This window comes from Lachnospira rogosae (ex Hitch et al. 2025) (assembly GCF_040096455.1).
GTDB classification, from domain to species: Bacteria; Bacillota; Clostridia; order Lachnospirales; family Lachnospiraceae; genus Lachnospira; species Lachnospira rogosae.
Genome location: NZ_JBBMER010000001.1, coordinates 368,755 through 382,440 on the forward strand (window position 1 = coordinate 368,755; position 13,686 = coordinate 382,440).

The following is a 13,686-nucleotide window of genomic DNA, read 5'->3' on the forward strand; positions in this document are numbered from 1 at the left end:
AAGCCCCAAATCCGAAGATTTGGAGCTTATAAAAACTAATTAGTTCTCTGAGGCAACAGGATAAACAGAAACCTGCTTCTTATCTCTGCCCTTTCTTTCAAACTTAACAGTTCCATCAACAAGTGCGAATAATGTATCATCGCCACCACGACCAACATTAACACCTGGATGAATCTTTGTTCCACGCTGTCTGTAAAGAATATTACCAGCTAAAACGAACTGTCCATCAGCTCTCTTTGCACCTAATCTCTTAGATTCTGAATCTCTACCATTCTTTGTAGAACCAACACCCTTTTTATGAGCGAAAAACTGAAGGTTCAAATTCAACATAACATTACACCTCCTTGACGGTAATCAATAAGTAATCAGGATTATCAGCAGCCATAGTTCTTAAACCAAGTTCTAAGGCATCTAACAATACCTGTGTTGTATCACTGATATTAGAAGTGACTATGTAATCAATACTAGCCTCCTCATCATCAACCGACATATCATATACGGCATCCGTGAATTGCTCAATCGAATTAATCGTATTGATAGTCAATACAGAAATTGCAGAACAGATAATATCACTACCTTCTTCTGCATAGCCAGCATGTCCTGCTGACTTAAAGCCTACAGTCCTGTTCGTAGCAGACGACTTGTAGATTGTTATATGAGTCATGGATAACACACCTCACATCCGATTAATAATTAAGCATTAATCTTTTCAATCTTAACCTTAGTGAAGAGCTGTCTGTGACCGTTCTTCTTGTGATATCCAGTTTTTCTCTTATACTTATACACGATGACTTTCTTGTCCTTACCTTCTTCAACAACGCTTGCTGTAACTGTTGCTCCTGCTACTGTAGGATCACCAACCTTAGCTTCACCGTTATTAACGAAAAGAACCTGGTCAAATGTAACAGTATCGCCAGCGTTAACACCAAGCTTTTCAACCTTGATTACATCGCCTTCTGAAACTGTGTACTGTTTACCACCTGTTGCAATAATTGCGTACATATGGCACCTCCTAAAATAATTACTCGCCAGTTTTGGAGAGGTAAAATACCTGCTTATGTCCTAACTGAGCGGCACACTAGAATATAATATAGTATCAGTAAACAAATGTCAATAGTCTTAAAAAAATAATTCTAAAAAAATTATAAAATCCACAATCCTATAAATCCGCATATAATTCCACATATAATTCCGGCAATAACATCTTTAATAAAATGCACACCCATAACAACTCTTAATACTGCAAGCACAAGTGTCATAACTAAAAGTATAATACCGACAGGCTGGTATATATATAACCAGCACATTGCAATAATAGTGATTGAGAATATATGTCTGCTTGGCATAGACTCTCCCTCTTTATCTTTTTTTACAATAGGTGTTATATTATATTTTGTATATGGTCTTGGTGAATCAAGACATTTTCTTATAAATGATACAAATATAAATGAAGTTAATGGTGCAAGTATAAGTTTAGCTGTAATAAATACATTAGATGTTTCAACATAACCTGTTGCATCTACGCTTAGAGCAATTGCAGGTGTTGCGATTGTTGATTTGGATCTGGCACATAATACAATAAGAACCATATACGATAGTGCAGTAACATACGGAAGCACTTTATATAATAAGAGCAGAATGTTCTTTAGTGCCTTATGCGTATCAAGGTAATTGTATACAGCATTATATCTTTTTTCATAGCTCGTTAAATTATTCTCTGACATAAATTCACTCTCCGGTTTTGATTAATTCTTTTAATGTCTTGCCATTATTCTTTCGTGTCATTTCAACAAGTCCAAGAGGTGTAATATCAACCACATTAGTCTGGATACTTTCTAATCGGGCGTATTCCTTAAGAACTGATAATAATTTATCCCTGCTTTCCTGCTGTGCCATATTAATAAAATCAATAATAATAATTCCAGAAATATTTCTTAAGCGGAGCTGTCTTATAATTTCAATTCCAGCTTCAATATTAGTCTTTAAAATGTTGTTCTCTTTATCAGCTTCTTTTTTTGCTTTTGTAACATTTTTGCCTGAATTGACATCGACAACACTCATAGCCTCTGTCTGTTCGATTATAATGTAGCCTCCGCATTTAAGCCATACTTTTCTGGATAATGCTTCTGATAATGTCTTTTCGACAGAATAAAGCTTATATAGAGGCAGTAATTCATCTTCATATAATCGTAAACTCATATTGCTGTTATCTTTAAAATGTGTATTAAGCAAATCATAATAATATGGAATATCTGTGATGACTTCGATTGTATTATCAGCACTAAGATGCCTGAGTTCGCTTACCATAGGCGGCTCTTTTTCATAAAGCTTAGTGTAAAATGTTCCAAATACAGCATTCTGTATTATATGTTCGTACTGGTCTATAAGAGAGTAAGCCTCATTAAGTACTGTATTAATATCTGCATTAGCGGCACTGCTTCTTATAATTATTCCATAAGAAAATGTACCTGAAGCCTGAAGTTTATCATTAAAAGCTGTAAGATGTTCTTTAATATAGTCCTTTAGAACAGAAGAAGCTTCTATACATACAGAAGCTTTCTTGCATTTGTTAGATATTGACACACCTTTGACATCACTTGACACTACAATATACTGTCCTGATATATCTATCTTGGAAGTCGCTGTAGGAGGCTTTGTCTTATGGGCATCATTGCTTACCTGTACTAAAAGCTTATCACCAATGTTGACAGCTTTATTATTCTTTGTATTAAGAAATATATTATTCTTATTATTTTCAAGCTGGTAATAGCATTTAATTTTATTTTCAATTTCAACAAAAGCAGAGCTGATGTTTTTAACAACGTTTTCAACTCTGCCAATGTATATATTACCAACTAAGCTGCCTTTGTCTACTACATTAAGACTAAGACAGCCATCGTTGTTATATTTTGAATATATTATATTATCGTTAATCTGTGTAATGATATATTTAATAGTCATATCCTGCTCTCATCTATGAATTATAAATCTCTAAGGTACAGATTACGGTAGAAACAGCTTCTATTGCCAGTGTGGCAGGCTGCACCTATCTGACGTACCTTTGCAAGTATTGTATCATTATCACAGTCAATGTCAAGTGAACTTACATACTGATAATGTCCGGAAGTTTCACCCTTAATCCACAACTCCTGACGGCTTCTGCTGTAATAAGTCATAACCCCTGTATTAACAGTATGGTTATAGGCTTCTTCGTTCATATATGCAACCATAAGCACTTCATTATTGACATAGTCCTGTACAACTACTGGAATTAAACCATCTGAGTTAAGCTTGAAATCAGAAAATGAAAGGCTTGTATTAAGCTTTTTAGAAGCTTCAATTACAGAACTTCCAGATTCAAACATATCAACAGCGTCTTTAAGGTTAATTCTGTTCTCATATAAGGCTTTTCCTATTATTGCTCCGTGGATACCTGCATCATTGATATTCTTTAAATCCTGCACACAGGACATTCCGCCAGAAGCGATTATATTAATTCCTGTCTTATCAGATAAAAGCTTAGTCTGTTCAATATTAGGACCCTGAAGCATACCATCTTTAGATATATCAGTATAGACAATTGTCTGGACACCCATATCTTTCATAGCCAAAGCTAAAGAAAGAGCAGTCTTGTCACTTACCTTTTCCCAGCCTTCAACGGCTACAAGCCCGTCCTTGGCATCAACACCAACAACAATATGTTCAGGTCCGAATTTATCAATTGCCTGCTTTATGAAATCAGGATTTTCAACTGCCTTAGTACCAATAATTACACGGTATACACCAAGGTCGAGAACTTCTTTAATATTCTCAAGTGTTCTTACTCCACCGCCCATCTGGACAGGTATATTGACACTTGATACTATCTTTCTGATTGTGTCAGCATTTACGCCACGCCCCTTTAATGCACCATCCAAGTCAACAGTATGTATGAATTTAGCGCCGTCCTGTTCAAAGCCCCTGGCTATTTCATAAGGCTTATCTGAATATACTGTTACATCATTAAAAAGACCTTTTTTTAATCTTACACACTGTCCGTCTTTAATATCAATAGCTGGGTATAATCTCATTGTATGCTCCAATCTTTACTTAATATTTATATTTACAGGCTTCCCTTTGTAGATAATACTGATTTAATTCTTGCATCTTTCATACAAGCTTCATCTAAAGCCTTGGCAAATGCCTTGAACATTCCCTCAATAATGTGGTGGTCATTCTCACCGGTTATCTTTCTTATATGAAGGTTCATTCCTGCACTGTATGATATGGCATAGAAGAATTCTTTAACCATCTGTGTATCAAAATATCCAACCATATCGGAAGTGAATTGTGACTCAAATACAAGATATGGTCTTCCTGATAAATCAATCGCACATAATATAAGTGCTTCATCCATAGGAAGTATAATATCACCGTATCTTCTTATGGACTTCTTATCACCAAGAGCTTTTTTAACAGCTTCTCCAAGCACGATACCAACATCTTCAATAGTATGGTGGCAGTCAACGATTAAGTCGCCTGTAACTTTTAAGTTAAGGTCGAACATACCATGCTTTGCGAAGCTTTTTAGCATATGGTCAAAAAAGCCTATTCCTGTATCTACCTGTGCATTGCCCTCTCCGTCTAGGCACAGAAAAAGCTCTATATCTGTCTCACTTGTCTTTCTATGAATTGTTGCCTGTCTTGCCTGCATATTTGACATATATACGTCCTCGATTCTGATATAATTATATATTAAAGATGTCAGGGCAAAAAAGATATCCTACCCATAACATCACATATAATGTCCGATTTATTCAAAACGAACTTTTATTGAATTAGCGTGTGCAGTAAGATGTTCTGCTGACGCAAAGTTCTCAATATCATTATGTATAGCTTCAAGAGCTTCCCTTGAATAAGATATTATGCTTGATTTCTTAATAAAGTCATCAACACTTAATGCTGAGAAGAATTTAGCTGTACCATTAGTAGGAAGTACATGGTTAGGACCAGCAAAGTAATCTCCAAGAGGCTCTGAGCTGTATTCTCCAAGGAATATTGCACCTGCATTCTTAATCTTAGTCATTACATTAAATGGATCTTTAGTTACAATCTCAAGATGTTCTGATGCTATATCGTTGGCAACTGAAACAGCTTCATTGATATCATCTACAAGAAGAATATAACCATAGTTATCAAGTGATTTAGATATAATCTCACTTCTTGATAGTTCCTTTAAGAAGCCGTCAATCTCAGCAGATACTTTATTGGCAAGCTCACTGCTTGTTGTAATAAGGATTGCTGATGCCATCTCATCGTGTTCAGCCTGAGATAAAAGATCTGCGGCTACATATCTTGGGTTAGCTGTCTCATCAGCAATTACAAGAATTTCACTAGGACCTGCAACAGAGTCTATACTTACATAACCAAACACAGCTTTTTTAGCAAGGGCAACATAGATATTACCCGGACCACATATTTTATCAACTTTTGGAATAGACTCTGTACCATAAGCCATAGCTGCAATTGCCTGAGCACCGCCTGCCTTGTATACAACATCAACGCCAGCCTCATTAGCTGCTACAAGTGTTGTAGGATATACCTTTCCTTCGTGGTCTGGAGGTGTACACATAATAATCTGTTCAACACCCGCTACTTTAGCAGGTACTACGTTCATAAGAACTGATGATGGATAAGCAGCTTTTCCGCCAGGTACATATACACCAGCTCTTGCTAATGGAGTTACTTTCTGTCCAAGAATAGTTCCGTCCGGCTTAGAGTCAAACCAGCTGTACTGCTTCTGCTTTTCGTGGTATTCCTTAATATTCTTAAGAGATTTTCTTATTACATCAACTAAAGCTGGGTCAACCTTTGTGTAGGCTTCCTCAATCTCCTCTTTAGTTACAACGATATTAGAAGCATTAATGTCAGCCTTATCAAAGTCTTTAGTATACTTAAAAAGAGCCTCGTCTTTGTTAGTTCTTACATTTAAAAGAATATCATTAACTGCTGCTTCAAACTTTCCGTAGCTGTTAGGACTTCTTTTTAATAAATCCTCAAGGATATTATTCTTAGTTTCATCTGTTAATTTAACTATTCTCATATAGTCCTCCATCCCATTCGTTGAATGTATATTTTATTATTTAATATAAACAATTATTAGTGATTATTTATTCTCAAGGTAATTCTTTATATCATTAATAAGCTTTGTAATTCTTTCGTTCTCCATTTTCATACTTACCTGGTTAACAACAATACGTGCTGATAATGGGCATACTTCTTCAAGAACTTCAAGACCATTTTCCCTAAGTGTTGCACCAGTCTCTACAATATCAACAATAACTTCTGAAAGCCCTACAATAGGTGCCAGCTCAACTGAACCGTTAAGCTTTATGATTTCTACTGTCTGGTGCTTCTTGTTATAGAAATAGTCTTTGGCAATATTAGGATACTTGGAAGCAACTCTTATAAGTTCGTGGTGCTGTAATTTCTCCCTGGCTGAGGCTGGACCACATACACACATTTTACATTGCCCGATTTTAAGGTCATATACTTCATATAATGAACGTCCCTCCTCAAGCAGTGTATCCTTGCCTACAATACCAATATCAGCCGCACCATATTCTACATATGTTGGAACATCTGAAGGCTTTGCAAGGAAAAATCTTATACCTAACTCTTCATTAGTGAATATTAACTTTCTTGTGTTCTCGTCTTTCATCTCATCACAAGTTACACCGATATGTTCAAATATCTCAAGTGCTTTTTTAGCTAAACGGCCTTTAGCCAGTGCAATAGTTATGTATCTCATACTAATCTCCATTCTTGTTCTTTATAGAGCAGATTAAATCTGTGCATGTTAAATATAAACAACATCTGAAAGCTGTGAAGCCTTTGCATATTCAATATACTGGCTTTCAGACTTATTATTATTCTTTCTTATCATACATACATTAATGCCGTCTTTTCTTAATTCATTAGCACGTTTGACAGCATCCTGAAGCTTATCCTCACTGTATACAAGAAGCACACCGCTGTATTCAACTTCAATCTCTATATTCTGTCTGTTAATTGCAGCCATAAGTCTGTCAATTATAAGAGAGAAACCAATAGAAGCCTTGTCACAGCCGAACTGTCCAAGAAGCTTGTCATATCGTCCACCACTTGCAATTGGTTCGCCCGTTCCAAATGTAAATGCGTGAAATATAATTCCTGTGTAATATGTATGGTTACTTAATTCACCAAGGTCAAAGGATACATACTTATCGTAGCCATTAATCTTAAGAAGCTCATAAAGATTGGTAAGTCTGTCAACAGCCTCTATGCATTCTGGAATATTAGTAAGGCTTCTGGCTTTATCAAGCACCTCTGCCTGTCCAAAAAGCTGTGGAAGCTCTAATAATACCTTAGCTGTATTCTTATCAATATTAAGATTATTAAGAATTTCTTCTACACCGATATAATTCTTCTCATTAATAAGATTAAGAAGTTCTTCGTATGTATCTCCTTTAATTCCTGCATCTTTTAATAATCCGTTAAAGAAAGCTACATTGCCGAGCTCTACCTGAAACTCAGTAAGCCCAGCATTCTTCATACAGTCAATTACCATACAGATTATTTCGTAATCCGCATCAATTGAAGCATCATCTATTAATTCAGCACCGATAACTGTATTCTCTTTTAATCTGCCCTGATAATACTTGCTGACATTAATAAATGTATTGCTGACATAGCAGAGTTTAATAGGAAGAATATGATCCTCAAAGTATTTAGCTGCTGCTCTTGCTATAGAAGGTGTCATATCAGGCCTTAACACAAGAGTATTGCCATATCTGTCAAATAACTTGAACATTTCATTAGAAGGCACACTGCCTCGTTCCTTGCTAAATACATCAAAATATTCAATAGATGGTGTCTGGATGTCGTTATATCCGTAAAGACGGCATACATCGTGGAGCTTGTTTTCTATTATTTTCTTCTCAACACATTCAGTGCTGTATATATCGCGTACACCTTCAGGTGTATGAAGCAGATCTTTTTTCATAATCATCCTCGATTCGTGTAAAATTTATACCAGTGTCACTTTACTAAAGTAACGTGATAATATGTTAAAGAGATTATACATAATGACTTTTAGGCTGTCAAGCCTGATTGTATACAATATTATAGTTCTCCATGAATGTCTTCCTTGTAGATTATATATCTGTTACCGCCCTTTGATATAGCAATATCTGTGGCTTTTATCAGTTTATCAGTTATAACCTTAAAATCTGTTCCGTTATCAGGATATCGTCCAATTCCTATAGAGAATAACGGCATAAATGAGACATCAAATGCTTTACATTCCCATATAATACGCGACCTCATATATTCGATAAATGCTCTTAACTCTGATTCATTATAAAGATTTTTAACTATAACAACGTATTCTGTTTCATTATCAGGATTACCTGCCACACCCCGGTATTCTACAACCTTTAATAATGTTTCTTTGATTATGTCAAGAATTGTATTATAAGCCTTTTTGCCATGGGTATCCTTGTATTCAGTAATATTATCAATATGAACCTTGATAAATGCAAATCTATAATTTTTATTATAAGAAATATTGTTAAGCGTATATTTCTCAAGTCCCTCACGTCCAAGCATTTTATTACAGTCTTCATAATCATATGTAGTCTTTGAAAATACATTATTGGCATCTGGAAGCTTAAGTGTTCCAACTGAACGTATTGGTTTTCTTTGTGAGTATATTGTTGAGCCATTTATATATGAGCCGGTAGGCTTTAATCCATCACCATAATTAACATTTATACTAAAATGGTGCTCGTACACACTCTTAGCATTTTTTATATTATTAAAATATGCAGTATATTCTTTTATTGACTCAGCTGGTATAAGTCCTTTTTTTAGAATTCTTTCATATACATCATCAATAGTTGAAGATATTACAGCTATGGCATCGTCATTAACATAATTATATATGGTAAATAAATCTTTATCATATTCATAGGTGTAGACTAATTTATCATTTATTGATAGCACTCTCCTATATATTCCTATATCTTCATTAAGATGATTAGTATGATTTTTAAGACCAATGACATCAGATATATTAAGTTCAAGGTATTCTTTCTTGTGGTTATTGGACATATAAAGTCTTTTTATATCCATAAGAACCCATCTGTATGAGTTATCAACTCTTTTCATACGCAGAACCATACTTTTACTTTGCCCAATACGCAGGTTATTAGACACATTAATAAAATCATCAATATCTACCTGATGAATCGCATCAGAGATTGCTGCCTTTCGCACAGCACCAAGAAATTTGTACATTTTCTCGTTAGCTGTGATAATCGAAAAATCCGTGTCAATAAGTGCATATCCATTGACTAATTCATAATTGTCAAGATAATTATGTTTCATAATTACTGCTCCCGTCTGTCTAAGTCTTTTTGAATCGTTTCCAGATAGTGAATCATAATGCCTTTGCCAGAATTGATTCTAAAGCTTTTATCAATCTCATCATAAGTAAAACTTTTTCTTTCACCAGCTTTAGCTCTTTCCCAAAATTTTATTATATCAGAAAATGGCAAATAATAGAACTCATCTCTTGCTGAAAAAAATAATATTATAAAAGCAATTCCGTCCTGCCTTTCAAATTCTTTCATAAATTCAACCTGATGTTCGTGTATATTATGTATTGGAAATGTATCTGCAGCACATTCCTTAGCATCAAAACATACAGGTATTCCCTGTATAACACCTATATAATCAACAGTACTCTTCTGTTCAAAGTACGCAAGTGTAATCTGTCTTGTCTCCTGATTAATCTTAATAGGCGTTATAGGTGTTGGTATCTTCTGTATAAGTCCTAAATGGTTCAGAAGATATTTCTCATTGGTCATATTAATATATTCTTCTAATGAAGAGCCTCTAAGACCTCTTGAATTCCAGGCTGCCATATATTTTCTCCTTTTAATATATTTAAAAATATATCTGGAATATCCGTATGTATATGGATATCCATATCAGGTATATTAAGCTCATAAGAATGTAATAACTGGCTTTTACAATTGTATTTGTCAGTGAACCTTCTGTTAAAAGAAGCTTTTCCGTACTTATAATCACCTGCCAGCGGATGATTGATACTTGCAAGGTGGGCACGTATCTGGTGGCTTCGTCCGGTTATAAGATGAACCTTTAGAAGCGTGGCATTATCAGAATATGCAACAGGGATATATTCCGTTTCGATTGGAAGATATTCACTTGTATCCCTGCCCTTTGGCAGCGTCTGGCATATTGTAACTTTGTTAAGCTTTTTATCCTTGTAAAGATAGCCTTTAATCAGTTGTCTTTTATCAACCTTTCCAGCCACGATACATATATAATATTTGGTAAGTGTTCTTTCCTTAAAATGTGATGAAAGCTCCTGCAAGCCTTTCATCGTCTTACCTGCCGCAATTATGCCGCTTGTATTTCTGTCAAGGCGGTTGCATATTGACGGCGTGAACATAGCAAGGTCTTCATATGTAAGAGAATTATTATGAAGCAGGTATGCTGTAATATATTCTACTAAAGAGCAGTCATTTTTATCAGCCTTTTGTGACAGCATACCGACAGGCTTATTAATAAACAGGACATTCTCATCTTCATACACAATATCAAGCGGTTTGTATATTTTTTCATAATCAATAGAAAGACCTTTTTTAGAAGCTGTGTAGGAATATTTATCAGCCGTGCTGTCTGTATGTTTGCCATCTGTTCTTACAGCAGGTTCATTAGCAGTGTTATCAGCAGCTTTGTCTGTCATATTATTGGTCTGTCTGCTGCCAGCATTAGATATGCAGCTTTTGCCTTCACTGAACTTATTAAGTGTTTCATCAGAAAAAAATATTTTGACAGAGTCGCCTGATTGTAATTTCTCACTTCCGTCAGCCTTCTTGTCATTAAGTGTAATATTCTTTTTTCTAAGCATTTTATATATAAAGCTTTTACTTGCGGCAGACAGATACTTTGAAAGATACTTATCAAGCCTCTGGTTGTCGCCTAATTTATCTATTATTAATTCTTTCATTCAACACTCCACATATTATAAGCACATATTAAGGCAGCTTTCAGTTACATACTTCATACGGTTGTTCTTATTCGTATCGCTGTTGTCGTAATTAACTGCCATATTAGCTGCTCTTTTAATAAATGTATCATTTTCTGTATAAAGAGTGACAGTCACATTTAACTTGTCATTCTTTAAGAATTCTTTAAGGCTTGTCTCAAATAATGACTTATCCGGAGTTTTATCATGGCTTAATGCAATTATTGTGTTGTCAGATATGACCATAGCACATACGCCAATGGGCTTTTTGTTATTGCTGACAATTACATCATATAAAGCTGATAACTCTCCCTTTGCAGCTTCTACGCTTGTATATAGTTCCTTATCACATACCTTATGTGGCAGTAATATAAAATAAGAAACTGCTATTTTAGCACCGGGAAGCACAAGAACAGTTGCCACAAGTGTCATATAATTATTTCTTGATTTAAAGATTATTAAACCTGTTACAAATACTGCGGCAATTATTAAAAATGCAATAATAGTAAGAAGCAGGTTAAAACTTCTTTTGTATTTAAGATAACCAAACTCACCTTTTTCTTTTTTACTCATAACTTATGTCCTTTTTTAGTAGATTTTGATTTATTATTGGAACTTCTTTTACCCACACCAGCACTATTATGTTTTCCCTTATTGTTATAAGCTGTGGTATTTTTAACAGTCTTATGTTTGCGTGATGAAAAGTTCTTTCCTCCTGTGTTATGGGATATTTTTCTTGGTGGAATAAGGCATTTTGGTCCAAATCCTATAAGGTCTGTACGTCCATTTTTAATAAGGGCTTCCTTAACAAGATCGTAATTATCTGGATTACGGTATTGTATAAGGGCTCTCTGCATTTCCTTTTCGTGATGGCTTACAGGAGTATATACCTTCTCCATAGTAGCAGGATCTAAGCCTGTATAATACATACAGGTAGACAGCGTTGATGGTGTTGGATAGAAATCCTGCACCTGTTCGGGCATATAACCAAGATCCCTTATATATTCTGCAAGCTCAATTGCCTCCTTCATAGTCGAACCGGGGTGGCTTGACATAAGATATGGGACAACGAACTGCTGCTTGCCTGTCTTATTATTAATGCGCTTATAACGTTGTAAGAACTTTTCATATACATCATTGGAAGGCTTGCCCATTTTCGTAAGGACATTATCTGATATATGCTCAGGTGCAACCCTTAACTGTCCGCTTATGTGATGTTCACATAACTCTTTAATAAATGTATCATCCGCATCACACATACAGTAGTCAAAACGTATTCCTGAACGGATAAACACCTTCTTAACGCCAGGCACTTTACGTAGCTTTCTTAAAAGCTTAATATAATCAGAATGGTCAACTGTAAGATTCTTGCAGGGAGCCGGAAAAAGGCACTGTCTGTTCATACATACGCCCTTAGTAAGCTGCTTTTCGCAGGAAGTATGCCTGAAATTAGCTGTAGGTCCTCCGACATCGTGTATATACCCCTTGAAATCTCTATCTTTAGTCATAGTAACAGCTTCATCAACAATGGATTCGTGGCTTCTTACCTGAATTATCCTTCCCTGATGAAATGTTAAGGCACAGAATGAACAGCCTCCAAAACACCCTCTGTTGCTTGTTATTGAGAATTTAATCTCTGATAAAGCCGGTATTCCGCCATCTGCTTTATACATTGGGTGATAATCTCTCATATACGGAAGTGCATATACATCGTCCATCTCCATAGTAGTAAGCGGTTTTGCTGGTGGATTCTGTACGACATATAGTTTTTCTTTGGCTTTTTCTACAAGTATCTTTGCAGTAAATGGATCAGTATTTTTATACTGTGTATAAAAACTTTCAGCATATATTCTTTTATCTTTTACAATCTCATCATAGGATGGAAGATTTATATAGTCAGATAAATTATCCAATGTCTTAGTCTTGTATACAGTTCCATTGATATAAGTTATATCTTTTACATCAATTCCTGCATTAAGTGCATCAGCTATCTCAACAATAGAATGTTCGCCCATTCCGTAAGAGATTATATCTGCACCCGAGTCTATAAGAACGGAATGTTTTACTTTGTCAGACCAGTAATCATAGTGCGACATTCTTCTTAATGAAGCTTCAATTCCACCTAATATAATAGGAGTTGATTTGTATACATGCTTAATTAAGTTACAGTATACAATTGTCGCATAATCAGGTCTTAATCCCATAACTCCGCCAGGTGAAAAGGCATCTGAATGACGTCTTTTCTTATTGACGGTATAATGGTTTACCATAGAGTCCATATTACCTGCCGACACTAAAAATCCCAGACGTGGTTCACCAAGTATTGTTATGGAATCTTTATTCTTCCAGTCTGGCTGTGCTATTATTCCAACTTTATATCCAAAGGATTCCAATACCCTTGATATAATAGCAGGTCCAAACGATGGGTGGTCTACATAAGCATCACCTGAAACATAGACGAAATCACATTGCTCCCACCCTCTTTTTTCCATATCTTCCCTGCAAACGGGGAGAAAATCGTGTATCATATATATCCTCATTTCTGTGCACACTTTAATGCAGTATAACTGCAATGTATCTAACAGGTATCTGGTTGATTTGTGTCAAGT

General features: G+C 35.3%; 15 protein-coding genes. All 15 read right to left on the reverse strand.

Features of this window, described 5'->3' with window-relative positions; translation table 11 throughout:
- Positions 1–39: 39 nt before the first annotated feature.
- Positions 40–330 carry a 50S ribosomal protein L27 gene (rpmA, locus tag WMO14_RS01670; protein WP_022205379.1) on the reverse strand — a complete coding sequence of 97 codons (291 nt, stop codon included), beginning with the start codon at positions 328–330 and terminating at the stop codon, positions 40–42.
- 4 nt (positions 331–334) lie between these two features.
- A complete protein-coding gene (locus WMO14_RS01675; protein ID WP_022501760.1) occupies positions 335–664 on the reverse strand; it encodes a ribosomal-processing cysteine protease Prp in 330 nt (109 codons plus the stop codon).
- A gap of 29 nt (positions 665–693) precedes the next feature.
- Positions 694–1,002 (reverse strand): 50S ribosomal protein L21, encoded by a 309-nt coding sequence (gene rplU / locus WMO14_RS01680; RefSeq protein ID WP_022205377.1) that lies wholly within the window; start codon positions 1,000–1,002, stop codon positions 694–696.
- Positions 1,003–1,142: 140 nt separating this feature from the next.
- Positions 1,143–1,724: a phosphatase PAP2 family protein gene (locus tag WMO14_RS01685; RefSeq protein WP_349153158.1), complete on the reverse strand. Its 582-nt coding sequence runs from the start codon at positions 1,722–1,724 to the stop codon at positions 1,143–1,145.
- A gap of 4 nt (positions 1,725–1,728) precedes the next feature.
- Positions 1,729–2,961: a ribonuclease E/G gene (locus tag WMO14_RS01690; RefSeq protein ID WP_349153159.1), complete on the reverse strand. Its 1,233-nt coding sequence runs from the start codon at positions 2,959–2,961 to the stop codon at positions 1,729–1,731.
- Positions 2,962–2,981: 20 nt separating this feature from the next.
- Positions 2,982–4,070 carry a 1-(5-phosphoribosyl)-5-[(5-phosphoribosylamino)methylideneamino]imidazole-4-carboxamide isomerase gene (hisA, locus tag WMO14_RS01695; protein WP_022501757.1) on the reverse strand — a complete coding sequence of 363 codons (1,089 nt, stop codon included), beginning with the start codon at positions 4,068–4,070 and terminating at the stop codon, positions 2,982–2,984.
- A gap of 32 nt (positions 4,071–4,102) precedes the next feature.
- A complete protein-coding gene (gene hisB, locus WMO14_RS01700) occupies positions 4,103–4,702 on the reverse strand; it encodes an imidazoleglycerol-phosphate dehydratase HisB (RefSeq protein WP_082421569.1) in 600 nt (199 codons plus the stop codon).
- Between the two features lie 90 nt (positions 4,703–4,792).
- A complete protein-coding gene (gene hisD, locus WMO14_RS01705; protein ID WP_055174742.1) occupies positions 4,793–6,082 on the reverse strand; it encodes a histidinol dehydrogenase in 1,290 nt (429 codons plus the stop codon).
- A 63-nt stretch (positions 6,083–6,145) separates the two neighbouring features.
- Positions 6,146–6,790 carry an ATP phosphoribosyltransferase gene (gene hisG / locus WMO14_RS01710; protein WP_055174745.1) on the reverse strand — a complete coding sequence of 215 codons (645 nt, stop codon included), beginning with the start codon at positions 6,788–6,790 and terminating at the stop codon, positions 6,146–6,148.
- Positions 6,791–6,838: 48 nt separating this feature from the next.
- Positions 6,839–8,023: an ATP phosphoribosyltransferase regulatory subunit gene (gene hisZ, locus WMO14_RS01715; RefSeq protein ID WP_349153160.1), complete on the reverse strand. Its 1,185-nt coding sequence runs from the start codon at positions 8,021–8,023 to the stop codon at positions 6,839–6,841.
- Positions 8,024–8,142: 119 nt separating this feature from the next.
- On the reverse strand, positions 8,143–9,408 hold the full coding sequence (locus WMO14_RS01720) for a diguanylate cyclase domain-containing protein (protein ID WP_349153161.1): 1,266 nt from the start codon (positions 9,406–9,408) through the stop codon (positions 8,143–8,145).
- 2 nt (positions 9,409–9,410) lie between these two features.
- Positions 9,411–9,947, reverse strand: a complete 537-nt coding sequence (locus tag WMO14_RS01725; RefSeq protein ID WP_022501751.1) for a Holliday junction resolvase RecU — start codon at positions 9,945–9,947, stop codon at positions 9,411–9,413.
- Positions 9,905–11,059, reverse strand: coding sequence for an RluA family pseudouridine synthase (locus tag WMO14_RS01730; protein WP_349153162.1), 1,155 nt, complete (start codon positions 11,057–11,059; stop codon positions 9,905–9,907). Before WMO14_RS01730 ends, WMO14_RS01725 begins: the two co-directional genes overlap by 43 nt.
- A 15-nt stretch (positions 11,060–11,074) precedes the next feature.
- Positions 11,075–11,650, reverse strand: a complete 576-nt coding sequence (locus WMO14_RS01735) for a hypothetical protein (RefSeq protein WP_349153163.1) — start codon at positions 11,648–11,650, stop codon at positions 11,075–11,077.
- Entirely contained in the window at positions 11,647–13,605 is a 1,959-nt protein-coding gene (locus WMO14_RS01740; protein ID WP_349153164.1) for a YgiQ family radical SAM protein, read from the reverse strand. Before WMO14_RS01740 ends, WMO14_RS01735 begins: the two co-directional genes overlap by 4 nt.
- Between the last annotated feature and the right edge of the window lie 81 nt (positions 13,606–13,686).